Annotated in this window: 16 protein-coding genes; 10 read left to right on the plus strand and 6 right to left on the minus strand. The window is 46.8% G+C overall.

Features of this window, described 5'->3' with window-relative positions:
• Nucleotides 1–111 precede the first annotated feature (111 nt).
• The 4 genes from NW199_RS00105 to nrdG all read left to right on the plus strand — a co-directional run bounded on the left by NW199_RS00105 (nt 112) and on the right by nrdG (nt 4646).
• Complete coding sequence (locus NW199_RS00105) at nt 112–1170, plus strand: isoaspartyl peptidase/L-asparaginase family protein (protein WP_249092692.1); 1059 nt, start codon at nt 112–114, stop codon at nt 1168–1170.
• Between the two features lie 16 nt (nt 1171–1186).
• Nucleotides 1187–1477, plus strand: coding sequence for an integrase core domain-containing protein (locus NW199_RS00110; RefSeq protein ID WP_249092693.1), 291 nt, complete (start codon nt 1187–1189; stop codon nt 1475–1477).
• A 529-nt stretch (nt 1478–2006) separates the two neighbouring features.
• Complete coding sequence (gene nrdD, locus NW199_RS00115) at nt 2007–4169, plus strand: anaerobic ribonucleoside-triphosphate reductase (RefSeq protein ID WP_258333222.1); 2163 nt, start codon at nt 2007–2009, stop codon at nt 4167–4169.
• Between the two features lie 12 nt (nt 4170–4181).
• Complete coding sequence (gene nrdG, locus NW199_RS00120; protein WP_258333223.1) at nt 4182–4646, plus strand: anaerobic ribonucleoside-triphosphate reductase activating protein; 465 nt, start codon at nt 4182–4184, stop codon at nt 4644–4646.
• Nucleotides 4647–4683: 37 nt separating this feature from the next.
• Here the strand turns inward: nrdG and trhA are convergent, their stop codons facing one another.
• Nucleotides 4684–5358, minus strand: a complete 675-nt coding sequence (trhA, locus tag NW199_RS00125; RefSeq protein WP_022473417.1) for a PAQR family membrane homeostasis protein TrhA — start codon at nt 5356–5358, stop codon at nt 4684–4686.
• 98 nt (nt 5359–5456) lie between these two features.
• Here trhA and NW199_RS00130 point away from each other — a divergent pair, with 98 nt between their 5' ends.
• Complete coding sequence (locus tag NW199_RS00130) at nt 5457–6023, plus strand: chalcone isomerase family protein (RefSeq protein ID WP_258333224.1); 567 nt, start codon at nt 5457–5459, stop codon at nt 6021–6023.
• 103 nt (nt 6024–6126) lie between these two features.
• On the opposite strand, the gene NW199_RS00135 is transcribed toward NW199_RS00130, so the two are convergent.
• A complete protein-coding gene (locus NW199_RS00135; RefSeq protein ID WP_249092698.1) occupies nt 6127–7185 on the minus strand; it encodes a type II asparaginase in 1059 nt (352 codons plus the stop codon).
• A gap of 396 nt (nt 7186–7581) precedes the next feature.
• A complete protein-coding gene (rarD, locus tag NW199_RS00140; protein WP_249092699.1) occupies nt 7582–8499 on the minus strand; it encodes an EamA family transporter RarD in 918 nt (305 codons plus the stop codon).
• A gap of 368 nt (nt 8500–8867) precedes the next feature.
• Here rarD and NW199_RS00145 point away from each other — a divergent pair, with 368 nt between their 5' ends.
• The 3 genes from NW199_RS00145 to NW199_RS00155 all read left to right on the plus strand — a co-directional run bounded on the left by NW199_RS00145 (nt 8868) and on the right by NW199_RS00155 (nt 11240).
• On the plus strand, nt 8868–9674 hold the full coding sequence (locus NW199_RS00145) for a basic amino acid ABC transporter substrate-binding protein (protein ID WP_022473421.1): 807 nt from the start codon (nt 8868–8870) through the stop codon (nt 9672–9674).
• Nucleotides 9675–9756: 82 nt separating this feature from the next.
• Complete coding sequence (locus NW199_RS00150) at nt 9757–10506, plus strand: amino acid ABC transporter permease (protein ID WP_249092700.1); 750 nt, start codon at nt 9757–9759, stop codon at nt 10504–10506.
• Nucleotides 10503–11240, plus strand: a complete 738-nt coding sequence (locus NW199_RS00155; protein ID WP_249092701.1) for an amino acid ABC transporter ATP-binding protein — start codon at nt 10503–10505, stop codon at nt 11238–11240. The genes NW199_RS00150 and NW199_RS00155 overlap by 4 nt, the downstream gene beginning before the upstream one ends.
• 65 nt (nt 11241–11305) lie before the next feature.
• Here NW199_RS00155 and dpaL read toward each other — a convergent pair whose 3' ends face one another.
• Nucleotides 11306–12508, minus strand: coding sequence for a diaminopropionate ammonia-lyase (gene dpaL, locus NW199_RS00160; RefSeq protein WP_258333225.1), 1203 nt, complete (start codon nt 12506–12508; stop codon nt 11306–11308).
• 119 nt (nt 12509–12627) lie between these two features.
• Here dpaL and NW199_RS00165 point away from each other — a divergent pair, with 119 nt between their 5' ends.
• Nucleotides 12628–13806 carry a DUF8612 domain-containing protein gene (locus tag NW199_RS00165; protein ID WP_258333226.1) on the plus strand — a complete coding sequence of 393 codons (1179 nt, stop codon included), beginning with the start codon at nt 12628–12630 and terminating at the stop codon, nt 13804–13806.
• A 41-nt stretch (nt 13807–13847) separates the two neighbouring features.
• A complete protein-coding gene (locus NW199_RS00170) occupies nt 13848–14252 on the plus strand; it encodes a hypothetical protein (protein ID WP_258333227.1) in 405 nt (134 codons plus the stop codon).
• A gap of 68 nt (nt 14253–14320) precedes the next feature.
• On the opposite strand, the gene NW199_RS00175 is transcribed toward NW199_RS00170, so the two are convergent.
• Nucleotides 14321–14935: a DUF2569 family protein gene (locus tag NW199_RS00175; protein WP_022472696.1), complete on the minus strand. Its 615-nt coding sequence runs from the start codon at nt 14933–14935 to the stop codon at nt 14321–14323.
• 6 nt (nt 14936–14941) lie between these two features.
• Nucleotides 14942–15415 (minus strand): MerR family transcriptional regulator, encoded by a 474-nt coding sequence (locus tag NW199_RS00180; RefSeq protein WP_022472697.1) that lies wholly within the window; start codon nt 15413–15415, stop codon nt 14942–14944.
• Nucleotides 15416–15490: the final 75 nt, after the last annotated feature.

Consider the following 15490-nt stretch of genomic DNA (forward strand, 5'->3'; position numbering starts at 1 on the left):
GTCATTCATTGACATGAACTAACGGCACAAAGCGACATTAACAAAGTGTTTAATGGCTGATTGGATATACTCAAAGCTCGTTTTAACGCATCTTTCAGAAAGGATACAGCAATGCGCAAAACACTCGTTGCACTATCTCTTGGACTTGCGCTTAGCGGCACGGCTTTGGCTGCCGATGATTTCCGCTTAGTCATTCACGGCGGCGCCGGCAATATCGTCGAAGGCCGTTTTTCACCTGAAGAAGAAAAGGCCTATCACGAAGGTCTGCAGGCGGCTTTGAAAGCAGGCTATGAAGTGCTCAATCGCGGTGGCACTTCCGTCGAAGCGGTAAAGGCTGCTATCAACCAAATGGAACTCAATCCCATTTTCAACGCCGGTCGCGGTGCCGTTTTCACCAATGAAGGGAAAAACGAGTTGGATGCCTCCATCATGGACGGCAAGACGTTGACAGCAGGCGCTGTTGCCGGCGTGACCAACGTCAAGCATCCGGTGAATTGCGCTGACTTGGTTCGCACCAAATCGCCCCATGTCATGATGGCTTCAAAAGGCGCAGAAAAATTCTGTGCGGCCAATGGTGCCGAAATCGTCGATCCCAAGTGGTTCTTCACCCAACATCGCTATGATCAGTTGAAAAAAGCTCAAGAAAAAGAACAAATCCTGTTGGATCACGACGGCGCCAAGAAAACTTCCAATGCCGAGCTCTACATCGATCCTTTGATGTACGACTACAAATTCGGAACGGTCGGCGCAGTTGCGCTGGATAAACACGGCAACCTCGCTGCTGCCACCTCCACAGGCGGCATGACCAACAAGCGTTTCGGTCGTATCGGCGATAGCCCCATCATCGGTGCCGGCACCTATGCCAACAACGACACGGTGGCTGTTTCCGCAACCGGTTCTGGTGAAATGTTTATCCGTACTTCTGCCGCTTACAACGTTTCCGTACACTACAAGTACGAGGGTCCTGATGTGCAAAAAGCCGGCGAAGCGGCCATTAAGGATGTCGGCGCCATCGGCGGCACCGGTGGCTTGATTATCTTGGATCGCAAGGGTCAGTACGCCTTCCCGATGAATTCCGCCGGTATGCACCGCGGCACCATCGGTCCGGATGGGAAAGCCATGACCGCGATGTACGGCACGGAAAAATTGCGTGAGTACAAAGCAAAATAAGGCGCTCTAGACTCCTTTGAACCGCTCGAAACCCGAGCGGTTTTTTCTTGATGTTAAAACACTCAAACGGGATTATCTACCGTTTATAGAGCTTGAAAGTGCTGAAACGGCATTAAGTAGCTTGCCAGATGTTGTGAAGCTTTATAACGAAGAGCATCCGCATTCTGCTTTAGGCTACCTATCACCGGTGGAATTTAGAGAAAAGAAAGGCTTAATAGAGCCCCAAACTAAACTAGATGACCCAATTTGTTTAATTACAGGCTTCATGCTTAGCAACTCGGAAGAACGCTTGGAAAATGTTTGCTAAACTGGAGGGCCATTCCTAAGTCACAGAGGCTGTCCTGCCTCCCGGGTTCCAATCCAGTTGTAGGACCAATGTCAATAGAAAGAAAGGCAGTCAGTACAGTAACTCTAAATCGCATTTACAGCCTCATTTGAGACGCTTTTGAATGAAACAGAAGACACAAACCGCACGTACTGCCAATGGGTTCATCTATAAATTTAACGGTATCTACTGTATGCAGTGTATATCGGACAATCTCTTTTAGAGAATAAAAATTTAATTACACTGACTATTGAAGCTATAGAAAAGAACTAAAAAGACGGATAGTTACACTTTTAAAAAACACTAATGCTAATTGCCTAACTTATTGATCACATTCAGTTTTCAAAAATAATACTTTTTTAGCAACCAATATCTTGTGTCAATATGAATTTTACATCCAAAAGATAGTAGTTTTTACTATTTGAAATTCAATTGATAGTGATTAAAATGACTCCCTCGTTCCCTATTAAAAAATAAGAGTTGACGTCATTTGACCGTCAGAGGATGTGCCATGAAAGTTGTAAAAAAAGATCAGTCACTTGAAGACTTCAACCCGCAAAAGATCTCTATCGCGGTCAATAAGGCCGCCATGCGTTGCGATAAAACCGTTGACGAGCCTTCTTGTCACAAAATCGTTGAAGCCATCCTCCGTCGTATCAAAGACCGCGACCAGGTGACCGTCGCTGAACTTCATGAGCTTGTCATTGCCGTGTTGTCGGTGACCGGTTTTGAAGACGTCGCCAAGTCATACGCCGAGTACCGCTATTACAAAACCAATTACGCCAAGACTTTTGAAAAGTTGCGTCAAGACGCCGACGATGTCCTTCGTTTGGGCGATCGCGAAAATGCTAACTTTGACAGCTCCTTGGTGTCCACCAAGGGTTCTTTGATCAAGGGTTATTTGACAAAGAGCCTTTATAAACAGTTCTATCTGTCTGCCAAAGAAAAAGAATTGATCGAACGCGGTGACATTTACATCCATGACCTGCGCGACATGATCTTGGGCTGTGTGAACTGCTGTTTGTTTGATATTAAGACGGTCCTTCAGGGCGGCTTTGAGATGTCTAACGTTCAATACACGGAACCGAAGACGGTGCTTTCTGCCCTGCAGGTGATCGGCGACATTACGCTTGTGGCCACAGCTCAACAATTCGGCGGCTTTACGTTAGCTGAATTGGATAAGGTTCTTCTGCCCTACGCTCACAAGACCTGGAATAAGGCTTTTGGGGATGCGCAAAATGAATTGGGTTTGAACGAAGACGTTGCCCGTCAATACGCCGATAAGATTTTGCTTCGCGAGTTGGAGCAAGGCTTCCAGTCTCTCGAATTGAAGTTAAACACGGTGCCTTGTAGCCGAGGCGACTTTGCTTTCACCACGATTTCTTTCGGTCAATGGGATGTCTCTTTGCCCGAGGATGACAAGCGCCTCTTGTGTCTCATCAATTCCGTTATGCTGCGTGTGCGCAGAAACGGCCACGGTCCCGACCACAAGCCCGTGGTCTTTCCGAAGTTGGTTTATCTTTACGATAAGAAGCAAGTGCACGGTGATTTGCACAGCGCGCAGCTTTTCGACGAAGCCGTTAAGACTTCCTCAACCTGCATGTATCCGGACTACCTTAGCATTTCAAGTGAGTACGGCACGGTCTCCCGTCTTTTCAAAGAAGAAGGCGTCATCACGAGCCCCATGGGTTGCCGCGCTTACCTCTCTCCGTGGAAGGATCCGGAAACCGGCAAATATGTCACAATCGGCCGCTGCAATATCGGTGCTGTGAGCTTGAACATCCCCTTGATGATCAAGGTGGCCATGACCGAGCATCCCTTGGATTGGCGTGAAAAGTTCTGGGATTTGCTCGACGATCGCCTGCAGGTGATTCGTGACTTCTTAAAGAAGCGCTACGATGTGATTCGCAACCAACGTTGCTCTTCCAACCCCTTGGCCTTTACGCAAGGCGGCTTCTACAAGGGTACGAAGGATCCCGATGACCGTGTCGGTGACTTGGTCGATTACATGACGGCCAGTTTCGGTATCACCGCATTGGATGATGCAACTTATCTCTGGACGGGCAAGCGAATGATTGAAGACAATTCTGCGTTTGCTGTTCAAGTGTTGCGTTACTTGCAACAAAAACTGAATGAATTCAAGGCAGAAGATCATTACCTCTATGCTATTTACGGTACGCCCGCTGAGAGCCTTTGTGCTACGCAGGCTCGTCAGTACGACGACTACTGCAAGGAAATGGGCTTGGTCAATGAATTTGCAACGGCTGAACACTACAGTACCGAATACTTCACGAATTCGTTCCACTTGAATGTTACGGAAGATATTTCTCCGTTTGAAAAACAAGACCATGAATTCAAGTGCTTCCACTTGTGTGAAGGCGGCCATATTCAATATGTACGCTTAACGAACCCTGAAAACTTCGAAGCTGACAAGGCGATCATTGAACGCGGCATGGACATGGGCTTCTATCAAGGCGTTAATTTTGACGCGGCCTACTGCAACAACTGCGGCAAGCACTCAACGAACGTCATGTTCAAGTGCCCGCACTGCGGCAGCGATAACCTGTCTGTCATCAGTCGTGTCTGCGGCTACTTGGGCTACAGCAATGTGAACGGTCAATCGCGCATGAACGACGGCAAGATGGCCGAAATCAAGCGCCGTGTGTCGATGTAGTGAGGCTTGTTAATGAAGTACGCTCAATTACGCGAATTTGATACGACCAACGGTCCCGGCGTGCGAGTTTCGCTTTTTGTCTCGGGCTGCACCCTGCACTGCAAGGGCTGTTTTAATCCGGAGTCTTGGGACTTTGACGCCGGAGACGATTTCAACGAAAAAACCATTGAGCGCATCATTGAGTTACTTAAGCGCCCTTACATGTCAGGTTTGAGCGTTTTGGGCGGAGACCCGTTTGAAGAGCAAAATATCGGTCCTGTCACAGAATTGTGCAAACGAGTTCACCAAGCCTGCCCGGATAAGACTATTTGGGTTTGGACAGGACGCAAATATGAGCACTTTAAAGACCGTGAAATCATGGACTACATTGACACATTGGTTGATGGTCCTTACGTTGAAAAACTTAAAGTGAAAGAACAAGGACAATATTTCGGGAGCACAAACCAAAGAGTGATTCCGATTCATCCGGCTCAATAAAATCACGGTCCGCTGTTGCGGGCCTAATTATTTCTTATTAGTGAAATACAGGAATAACGTACAGTAATACTGCAAGAAACTGTAGAACAGTGCCGGCAAAAACAAAAACGTGCCATATTGCGTGACTATAGGGAATCGATTTCCAGATGTAAAAGATCACGCCAAGACTATATGACAAGCCACCAGCGGTCAACAACCACAATCCCCCGTTTGCAAGATTTTCTATCAATGGCTCAATGACCAGAATAACTAACCAGCCCATCGCCAGGTACAAAAGCGAATTAAGCCATTTACTCTTTTTGATTAAAACACCTTGTAATGCGATACCGGCGAGCGCAATAGCCCAAACCGCAATACAAAGAGCAATACCTGTTACGCCTTCAAGCGTTACTAAACAAAACGGTGTGTAGCTGCCGGCAATCAGGACATAAATCATTGAATGGTCAAGCCGTTGCAGGATTCGTTTGGCTTTAGGATTGGGAATGGCGTGATAAAGCGTCGAGGCAACGTATAGAAAGATCATGCTTGCGCCAAATACGCTGACTGCGGTAATGACCGTTGGTGAGCCCGAGTAGGCAACAGCAAAGCCGACTAAAATTGCTAAACCGGCGATGCTCATTAAAGCCGCAATACCATGCGTAACAGCATTGGCAATCTCTTCGCCTGTTGTATAACGCCTGGTATGATCGGTCGCATGTACGGAAATAACCATGACATACCTCCCCTCTTTTTTACCGATTTTAGGTCAGACCTTTTAGATTAAAACATGTCTAAAATCACGACTTTGTTTCAACTCATTTCAATTCAATCATGAAAAAACTTTTAATTTCAATTTGTTGCTGTCTGACGGCCGGCTCTAGCATGGCGGCTCTTCAAGTGGGGTCGACTCAATTTGAGGATAAATTAACAAAGGAAGGTACAGAACTCGTTCTCAATGGCGCAGGCTTGCGCGAGATCTTTTTCGTAGATGTTTATTCTGCCGGCCTTTATTTAACACAGAAGTCCAATGATGCAAATACGGTTATTAAGATGAGTGGACCGAAGAGCGTCCGCTTGGTGCTGGAACGCGATGTTGATGCAGTGGATTTCGTTGACGCGCTCAAAGATGGGATCGCGGATAATACGACCGAAATAGAAAGAGAAGAACTCAAAACGGAATTGCAATCTTTAATTGCTGTGATGAATTTAATCGGCGATGTTAAAAAAGGCGATCAAGTGGATTTTGATTTCTCTGATAAGCATGCGACAAGCGTCAGTGTCAACGGAAAGTTGATTGGTGAAAAAATCGGCGGTCTTAAACTTTATCAAGCTGTTTTAAAAATCTGGCTTGGCGCCAAGCCCATTGATACCAAGTTAAAAGCCGATCTTTTGAAGTAATAATTTAATTTAAAAAAGCTCCGAAATTTTGTCAACTTCGGAGCTTTTGACGGAATAGTCAGAGACTATTCAAGCCGTTCATTAATACTTCACTAGTAAGTCTCTAGTATTTTGTGAACATTTCTTGAATCTTCTTCGGATCATCCGTCTTCGTCAAAGCCAATTGCAAGAGCAAACGAGCCTTTTGCGGATTCAAGGAGTAGCCGTTTAAGAAACCAGCCTTGGTGTACTTGTCATCGGGACCCGTGGGGGTGACGATGCCACTGCCAGTACGGCTGGAGCGCACAACCACAACACCCTTCTTCACAGCGTTAGCCAAGCCCACTTCCGTGTCCTTATGGATGGAGCCGTTACCGGAACCGGCGGAGATGATGCCCTTGGCACCGGCCTTAACAGCGGCGTCCACTAAGACGGAGTCATCATTGGCGTGAGAGTAAACAATGTCAACACGCGGAAGCTTATCGAGCTTGCTTACATCGAATTCTGTTTCGTGCGTGTGCTTCATCGTTGTGTCACGCAAGAAATAGTTTTGACCGCCGGCAACGTAACCTAAAAGACCCAAGGTCGGAGCCTGGAAGGTATCCACGTTAGTTGTATTGGTCTTCGTGCCTTCACGTGCAGCATTAATTTGGTCGTTTAAGGCAATCAAAACACCGCGGTCTTGTGCATTCGGGTCAGCAGCGAGCTTCACGGCATTTAAAAGATTCATCGGGCCGTCAGCAGAGATGGCCGTAGCGGGACGCATGGAGCCCACGAGCACCACAGGTTTCTTGCTCTTAACCGTGAGGTTCAAGAAGTAGGCGGTTTCTTCAAGCGTATCGGTGCCGTGCGTAATCACAATACCGGCAATCTTCGGATCAGCCAACAATTCGTTGCAACGCTTGGCGAGCTTCAAGAGCACGTCATCGGTCATGTTATTGGAGCTGATCTTGACGATTTGTTCGCCGGAGACATTGGCAAAGTCTTTGATGGCGGGAACGGCATCAATCAAGGTTTGAATGGCAAGGTCACCGGCCTTGTATCCAGTCACCTGGGTGCTGGAACCAGCGGTACCGGCAATCGTGCCGCCTGTAGCCAAAATGGCAACGTTAGGTAATTGAGCGGCAAGGGCGCTGCCTGCGAGAGATAAGGCCAGGGCGGCCGCAAGCAAGGTCTTTTTCATTTTAAAACTCCTCAATTTTCGAAATGACGTGCAGAGTAAACTCTGGTCGGTAGATATTGTGTAAGAAGTTTTACTTAGATACAAGGTGGGAAAACACCTACATCAAGCACGAGTATTTAGAAAAAACAGGAGAAATCTCAAGATTGTGATGTAAGGTTTGAATATAAACACAATACTGAAAACGTGAACGTGGGTCGTCGCATAGCGGTCGTTGGTTATGAATTCAGGTGCTAGCTGATATAAAAGCTTGGCTAAAAGACCGTGAAATGATCTGAGTAGATCAATGTTTCGCAAGCTCAAATACATGAGTCATTGCTGTCAGAAAAATAACGAGCTGAGGCTCTTGGACAACTTGATCGACTATATCTTGGGTTGCATGGAGGTGCATAGAACGTTTTAAGTCGCCCGCGTACGGCGATTGCCTAGAATATAGAGACCTACCGCACAGAGAATACAGCCTAGAGCAACGAACTCAGCCGTTGTCACCTGTTCTTTGAAGACAAAGAGCCCGAGCAGGAACGTTAAGACCGGACTTAAAAACTGAATGATGCCTAAAACAGTCATGGGCAGTCTTTGGGCGGCAAAGGAAAAGAAAATCATAGGGACCGAGGTGACAATCCCCGTGCCCATCAGTGCCCAGCTGAGATGCCCGTTAAACCCCTCTGCAAAATGCGTTAGGTAATAGCCTTGAGAACTTAAAAGGTAAGCCAAAGCAGGACCGACCATCAGAATGTGTTCAATCGCGACACTTTTAAGCGGCTCAATCACAATCTTTTTCTTTAAAGCTCCGTAGGTCGCCCAAGTAGAAGACACCAAGATAGCAATCCAGGGAAAGCGATCAAGACCGGTAATTAAAACCGCAACGCCGATTGCGGCAAGAGCAATGGCGGCCATTCTGAGTTTTGAAATCTTTTCGGAAAACACCACAACACCGATTGCCATGGTCGCCAATGGGGTAAGAAAGGTGCCTAAGCTTAATTCCACTACCCGTTCGGCCGTGACGCCGACAATATTGACCAACCAATTGGCGGAAGCAAAAACGGTGGCCAACACCAAAAGCAATGTGTGATTTTCTTTAGGGGCGGTGAATAGATTTTTTAATAAACGAAGCGTTGATCCCAACTGATGTTTTACGATCAGAAGACCGATCACAAATACTAAAGACCAAACAATACGGTGGGCAAGAATTTCTACATCATCGGCCTCAGTCAGTAACTTCCAATAAAGCGCAATCATCCCCCAAATGCAATAGGCACCGAGGGCGCTCAAAATCCCAAGTGTCAATCCTTTATTTTGTGAGTCGTTGGAAGTCATTAATCGAGCCAAAGTTGTTAAAAAACGCTTGCAGTCTACTCCACTTTTATCAAGCGTGAATTTTCCTTTTAACCCGACCAGATTTTTCTGATTTAAGTCCTACATTTGTCGATTAATAGAAACCAGTCATTACTCGCTTTCTCTTAACTTATTCATTTTTATAAGCTTTTTGTTTTACCGCCAAAATCATCAAAAATGTCGACAAAAAGTTGTCTTTTGTTTTCATTTTTTCGTCTAAGTAAGAGTGCTTAACTTTTTGATCTCTTTGAAAAAATTCTTCTTGTCTGTGAAAGGAAAATCACCATAATTTAACGAAAAAGGAAAAGCAATTTTCCCAATGAATAAAACACTAGATACCGGAGTTCAACATGTCCTTTAAACACTTAATCGTTTCTGCTTCGATTGCTCTTGCTTGCGCTGGTTTTTCTTGCGGAGCGATGGCTGACCAAACCACTTCCGCCAAAGAAGTGCCGACTTACACGGTCGGTACCGGTGCGACGTACCGTCCGTTTGAATTCCAAACCCCCAACAAAGAAATCGTGGGTTTTGATATTGACTTGATGAAAGAAATCGCCAAGGCCCAAGGCTTTAAGGTGGAATTCATTAACACGCTCTTTGGCGTGATTTTCGAATCCGTCAAAAACGGTGACCGTGACATGATCATGAGCGGCATCACGATTACGCCGCAACGTCAGGAAGCGGTTGATTTCTCACTGCCCTATTTCGCCGCCCACCAATTGATTCTGACGCAAAAGAATTTGAAGATCAATTCGATCAACGATTTGAAGGGCAAGAACGTGTCCGTGGTGGCTAATTCCGCAGGCGACATTGCAGCCACCAAGGTTTTCGGTAAAGCCAGCAAGAACATTAAGCGCTTTGACAATACGCCGTTGGCTTTGGAAGAACTCTCCGCCGGTGGTGTTGACGCCGCGATCGGTGACGTCGGTGTCTTTGCTTACTACGCTGCTCAAAACCCGGATAAGCAATTCAATATGACTCGTGATCCGAGCTTTGAAGATCAATACTTCGGTATTGCCGTCCGTAAGGGCAACAAAGAATTGCTCGATCAAATCAACGCCGGTTTGAAGAAGACGATTGAATCGGGTGCCTATGCCAAGGTTTACAAGAAGTGGTTCGGTGAAAACACCCCCGTTCCTCAATTGCCGATTAAGTAATTCATAAAAACGTTAAAGAAAAGTTCCCGACAGCGTTTATAAAAGCGTTGTCGGGTTTTTCGGATAAAAGAGGTAAGAATAAATGGGTGGTTTTCGTTTAGACGTATTGGCTGAGTACTGGCCGCTGTTCGTTGAAGGCGCAGAGATCACAATTGAACTCACCATCGGATGTGTGTTTTTCGGCATTATTCTCGGGATGATTCTCGGCATGGCCCGTATGGCCAGTGCCCGGCATGATCCCTGGAAGACAATTCTTTATTACGGCGTTCGTTGGCCTGTGACCATTTGGGTGAGCTTTTTCCGCGGCACTCCCCTTTTCGTTCAGATTTTCTTGATGTATTTCGCCGTTTTACCGATCTTTATTCATCCGGTCGACGGCCTCATCATTGACGGAGCACTTGCTCGTGAGCTTCGCAGTGACTACGGTGCTTTTATCGCAGGCTTTTTTGCGATTACCTTAAATGCCGGCGCCTACATGAGTGAGGTTTTCCGTGCCGGTATTCAGTCGCTCGACAAAGGTCAAACGGAAGCCGCGCGATCCATCGGTATGACCTGGTGGCAAACAATGCGTCACATCATCATGCCGCAGGCCTTCCGTCGCATGCTGCCCGCTTTAGGTAATAACGCCATTGCCATTTTGAAGGACTCATCGCTCGTTTCTGCCATCGGTTTGACAGAATTGGCCTACGCAGCCCGTACCGTTGCCGGTGCTTCGGCACGTTACTGGGAACCGTATCTCACCATTTCTTTGATGTACTGGGTGATGACATTGGGCTTGGCCTATCTCATCCGTGAAATGGAAAAGCGTTTGGGTAAAGGAGATGACAAATGAGTGATGAAGTGGTTGTTGAGATTCGCGATTTACATAAAAATTACGGACCGCTCGAAGTACTCAAAGGCATCGATCTTACGGTTCGTCGTGGGGAAAAAGTGGTTGTGTTGGGACCGTCAGGCTCCGGCAAGTCCACGATGCTTCGCTGCATTAACGCCCTAGAAGATGCGGATTCGGGATCCATTAAAGTGGCTGGTCAAGAGATTACCGACCGCAAAATCAATATCAATAAGGTCCGTGAACATTTAGGGATGGTCTTTCAGCGCTTTAACCTCTGGCCGCACAAGACCGTCATTGAAAATGTGATGTTGGGCCAAATGGTGGTGAGCGGCAAATCGAAAGAAGCCGCTCAAAAACGCGCGCTTGAAACATTGGAGCGTGTGGGTTTGGCAGATAAAGCCGATCAATACCCGGTTCGCTTGTCAGGCGGTCAGCAACAGCGCGTGGCCATTGCCCGAACGCTTGCGATGGACCCGAAGGTGATTTTATTTGACGAACCGACTTCGGCCCTTGATCCGGAATTGGTGGGTGAAGTGTTGGCTGTCATGAAAAGCCTTGCCGATGACGGCATGACGATGATCGTTGTCACTCACGAAATCACTTTTGCCCGTGAAGTGGCCGATCGCGTCATTTTCATGGACGGTGGCGTCATTGTCGAGCAAGGCTCGCCTGAGGAAGTTTTGGTTAATCCGAAAGAAGCCCGTACACGTGCGTTCTTAAAACGCGTGCTCTGATTCTTTTTTCTGAATTTTTAAATTTGATCCCCGCTTCATTTTGATGAAACGGGGATTTTTTCAACTTAGTTCGAACAGTACGCGCCGTCCCAGACAATACGTCGGTAATTGGCCCGATCCGTGTCTCCTTCCGTGGAAATACAGACAATATTGGATTGAGCATTAATCCCTAAAGCATCTTTAATAGGACGGTTTTCCGGTTTGCGAAGAATTTCAGCCACTAAACCAAAGGTTGAAGCACCACTTTCTCCGGAAATAATTCGGGGATCATCCCCTAACGGTGCCCCTAATATCCGCATTCCATTCGCGGCCACCGAATCGGGCATCGAAACAAAGAAATCCGCACAGTGCTTGAGCAGTCGCCAGGCTACGGTGCAGGGAATGCCGCAGCAAAGTCCGGCCATAATAGACTGCAACTCGCCCTCGTAGGCATGGATTTCCCCGTCATCGGCACAGGCCGTTCGATAAAGGCAATCAGCGCCATGAGGTTCCACAATGGTGATAATCGGACGATTTTCACCGTAGATGTTGGCAAAGAAAGCTGCAACGGCCGCAGCCATAGATCCGACACCGGCTTGAAGGAAAATGTGCGTCGGAGTAATGCCCTTTAGTTGCTCGACGATTTCAAGCCCCAAAGTCAAGTAACCTTGCATGATGCGGGTGGGGATATCTTCATAGCCATCCCATGCAGTATCTTGAACCAACACACCGCCCGTCTGGCGAGCCACATTAGCGGCCATTTTGACCGTGTCATCGTATTCATATTCTGTGATGGAGGCGTTTGCTCCAAGTTTTTTAATATTCTCCAAGCGCTCTGCGGCGGTGCCCTTGGGCATCAGAACAATACTTTTGTGGCCCAAGGTCTTTGCACTCCATGCCACTCCCCTGCCATGATTGCCATCGGTGGCAGTCACAAAGGTTAATGTGCCGAGCCGCTTTTTGACATCCGGTGTGGTCATTTTCTCGTAAGTCATTTGACCAAGTGGCAACCCGAGACGCTCTGCTAAAAGTGTTGCCATGCAATAGGAGCTGCCTAACGCTTTAAAGGCATTGAGGCCAAAACGAAAACTTTCGTCCTTGACAAAAACATTTCCGACATCAAACGATTGACTGAATTGCTTAAGTGCCCTGAGCGGTGTCTGACTATAACCGGGGATTGTTTGGTGGTATTGCCGTACGAATTCAGCCCAGCGTGTATTAAAAAGACCGATTTCCGGACAGATCGCCGAATGATTGGTAAGCGCCGCGAGTTTTATTGAGTTTGACATCGTTAATCTCCGCTCATTATTTATTTGTCCATTATGCGAGTGAGAAGTTTATTTCGTCAACGGCTCAGGAACATTTGTTAAAATAAAAATATAATTTCAATTTTTACCGAAAGTTAAAAATGCCTATTACAGCCCATATTGTCCGATCGTTAACCGAAGTTTTGAAAAGGGAACGTGAAAGTCATAGTCTGTTTCTTATCAGCGGAATGCCCGGTGTCGGCAAGACCTCATTGGTCAAAGCGGTTTTCAGCGATCTGGCCTATGTGGATCTCAATGATATTTACCCAAGAAATCTCGCTCGAACCCAGCCGGCGGATTTTTTCTCGGTTTATGGCAAACGATTGATTGTCGATGGAATCGAAAAGGCGCCTGAATTGACGGACTATTTGCCAACCGACGATTCTTCACAAATCGTGTTTGTCGGGTATTTGCCGATAGAAAAGAAAAATCTGTTGATTGAATACGGTGGCTTAAAGTGCCACCGTGTGTTGCCTTTCTCACAAAGAGAGTACGCTCAAAAAGAACCGTGTCTTTGGGGAAACGAAGCGATTGCGCTTCGCATCAGCTATCCGCAACCCGGCTTTTTTGATGTGATTCGAAACGGTTTTTTACCCCGCAGCGATTTGGCTCAATCAACCTCCTCTTTTTATGAGTCTTGGCTGGCTGATTTTTTTGCCAATCATGTCCGAGATGTCCTTCATGCCTATAAAGACGCTCTCTTTTTCCGCTACATGAAGGTGTTGGCCGAGCACAATATGCAAGAGCTCAATCATTCCAAATACGCAAAAGAAGCCGGTATCAGTTATGCCACGGCTATTTATTGGACTGACTTTTTGCTCGATAGCGGCGTGCTTTTGGAAGTCCCCTCAATGAAACTCAAAGAGCGTCGGCAAGTGAAACGATCCAAATTGACCTATGCCGATAGCGGCCTTTTGACCTTTCTTTTAGGTTGCTCTTCAGGTGAAGAGCTCTATGCGCACGCCAACTATTACGGCGTGCTTGCCGGTTTTACGGCTGCTGAAATCATCAAAAACTATGCGGCCAAAGGCGTTCGCGCACCGCTATTCTTTTATCGAGACACGGCTCGCAAGCACGTTGAGCTTGCCATAGAATCTTCAAACGGATGGCTTCCCATTGCTTTTTTAAGCCAAAAAGCACCCTCAATGAAGGAAAGTATTCGCCACGGTGATGTGCTTATCAAAATCGGCGGAGTGTGCCAGGATATGCTTTTTGTATCTGACGGTACACTCTCGGTTGAAACAACTTCTTACCCGATCGTTGCCGCTTCGTCACTTTAATTCTCGGTACAATATCCTCGTTTGAAAAATAAGGAATTGGTATGCGCACATTGACCTTGATTGCTTCAACTTTGACCGTTAGCCTGCTTGCTGGTTGCGCTTCATCCGAAAAATTTATTCCGGAGCGCAGCATGAAGCAATTAGACTCCTCGACTTTTGAGCTTCAACTGCAACAACCGTGGGTTAAACAAGAAGTGATTGTCCGCGACAACGCTCGCCAAGAAGCCATTGACTTTTGCGGTGAAAGAAATCAGGGCATGCAGCCTCTGCAGGCCATTTCACGTTCAGGGCATCAAACCGGCAATGGCGCCAAGGTGACTTATACCTTCCGTTGTGTTGGTTATTTGGATGCTCCTAAGCAGGAATATCATCGTTTGGGTTTCTACACGGATGAGGAATCCAAGAAAGAAGCGATTGAACGTAATCGTGACGAATACGGCTTCTAAAGCTAATATGTAGAAAAAAGCCTTCCGCCTAAAATTTAAGTCGGAAGGCTTTTTTATCAGGTGAACGGCTATTGTTTTTTAGCTTTTTTAGCCTTTTCTTCCCGTTCTTTCTGTGCTTTTTGAGCGTCGGCCATTTCAATGGCTAAGTGCACATAAGAGTCTACAGCCTTGGTTCCATAAGTACAGGCCACCCGCTTGGAAAATAAAAAATAAAGTGTCCAAAGTGCGGCGTATAGGCAGGAGCGAACCACCGTGGCATTATCAACCGAAGCGCCGAAAAGCAAAGTCAAAAACATCAGAGAGATCGGTCCCACTACCCACAAAATCACAATGGTTTGCTTGACAACGTAGGCTTCACGCTTACGGGCAATCAGCCATAGACAGTAAATGTACAGACCGATAATCACAATAGAGGGAGAAAGAACCGCCCAATTGAGGGCACCCGCTTGGTTCATGACATTGACCGCGTTGATGGCGTCAATGGCTGTCAGAATGATGGAAAGAATAACCGTGGCCACAAAGACCAGGAGCCAGCCGTGCACGCCATGCGGAAAGTATGGAATGGGTCGCGCGGAAGGCTTGGTGCGCGCGATCGCGTAAATAAAATAGGTTGGACAAGCGGTCAGAATGCCTAAAATTCCGAGAACCATTAAGACTTCAAAGGTGAAAAATTGGCTGAGCATGATGAATTAGAGATTCGTGTGTTTCGATAAGTCCGTTTTCTTGACTGTTCGTTTAACTTTAAGGTTTTCACAATTGTGGCAGCAAGCACCACTATTGAGACCTTCAATAATGCCGCAGGGTTCGCCATTGGCGTGATTGCCATGACAGCACAGCGACAATAGCCCCAAATGTTGGCGCAATTCTTTCAACGCATTGATTTGTTCATCAATCTTTTTCATGTGGCGAGAAATAATTTCCTGCACTTTGCAGGCCTCTTCATTGCGCCTGGCGCCGACATCACTTAAGAGTTTGATGTCTTCCAGGCTCATGTCTAGGCTTCGGCAGTGACGAATAAACTGCAGACGCTTGAGGTGGCTTTCCGTGTAAGAACGGTAATTGTTCATCGAGCGAGCCGCTTTGGGGATAAGTCCCTCGTTTTCGTAAAAACGAATGGTCTCCACGGCCACGCCGGATAATTTGGACAGTTCTCCAATACGCATGGTGCTTAATCGATGAGTAAATTAAACAGTCCGAACTCTAACATAAACCTTGTAATCTTTACAGGGATTTAATTG

It is taken from the genome of Parasutterella secunda (genome assembly GCF_024733725.1).
GTDB classification, from domain to species: domain Bacteria; phylum Pseudomonadota; class Gammaproteobacteria; order Burkholderiales; family Burkholderiaceae_F; genus Aphodousia; species Aphodousia faecalis.

What these genes read in the sequence shown, in the direction of transcription:
- NW199_RS00130 (WP_258333224.1), top strand. Translation starts at nt 5,457, where the DNA reads ATGAAAAAACTTTTAATTTCAATTTGTTGCTGTCTGACGGCCGGCTCT.
- NW199_RS00105 (WP_249092692.1), top strand. Translation starts at nt 112, where the DNA reads ATGCGCAAAACACTCGTTGCACTATCTCTTGGACTTGCGCTTAGCGGC.
- nrdD (WP_258333222.1), top strand. Translation starts at nt 2,007, where the DNA reads ATGAAAGTTGTAAAAAAAGATCAGTCACTTGAAGACTTCAACCCGCAA.
- dpaL (WP_258333225.1), bottom strand. Translation starts at nt 12,508, where the DNA reads ATGTCAAACTCAATAAAACTCGCGGCGCTTACCAATCATTCGGCGATC.
- NW199_RS00135 (WP_249092698.1), bottom strand. Translation starts at nt 7,185, where the DNA reads ATGAAAAAGACCTTGCTTGCGGCCGCCCTGGCCTTATCTCTCGCAGGC.
- NW199_RS00180 (WP_022472697.1), bottom strand. Translation starts at nt 15,415, where the DNA reads ATGCGTATTGGAGAACTGTCCAAATTATCCGGCGTGGCCGTGGAGACC.
- NW199_RS00170 (WP_258333227.1), top strand. Translation starts at nt 13,848, where the DNA reads ATGCGCACATTGACCTTGATTGCTTCAACTTTGACCGTTAGCCTGCTT.
- NW199_RS00175 (WP_022472696.1), bottom strand. Translation starts at nt 14,935, where the DNA reads ATGCTCAGCCAATTTTTCACCTTTGAAGTCTTAATGGTTCTCGGAATT.
- NW199_RS00145 (WP_022473421.1), top strand. Translation starts at nt 8,868, where the DNA reads ATGTCCTTTAAACACTTAATCGTTTCTGCTTCGATTGCTCTTGCTTGC.
- rarD (WP_249092699.1), bottom strand. Translation starts at nt 8,499, where the DNA reads ATGACTTCCAACGACTCACAAAATAAAGGATTGACACTTGGGATTTTG.
- NW199_RS00150 (WP_249092700.1), top strand. Translation starts at nt 9,757, where the DNA reads ATGGGTGGTTTTCGTTTAGACGTATTGGCTGAGTACTGGCCGCTGTTC.
- NW199_RS00155 (WP_249092701.1), top strand. Translation starts at nt 10,503, where the DNA reads ATGAGTGATGAAGTGGTTGTTGAGATTCGCGATTTACATAAAAATTAC.
- trhA (WP_022473417.1), bottom strand. Translation starts at nt 5,358, where the DNA reads ATGGTTATTTCCGTACATGCGACCGATCATACCAGGCGTTATACAACA.
- nrdG (WP_258333223.1), top strand. Translation starts at nt 4,182, where the DNA reads ATGAAGTACGCTCAATTACGCGAATTTGATACGACCAACGGTCCCGGC.
- NW199_RS00165 (WP_258333226.1), top strand. Translation starts at nt 12,628, where the DNA reads ATGCCTATTACAGCCCATATTGTCCGATCGTTAACCGAAGTTTTGAAA.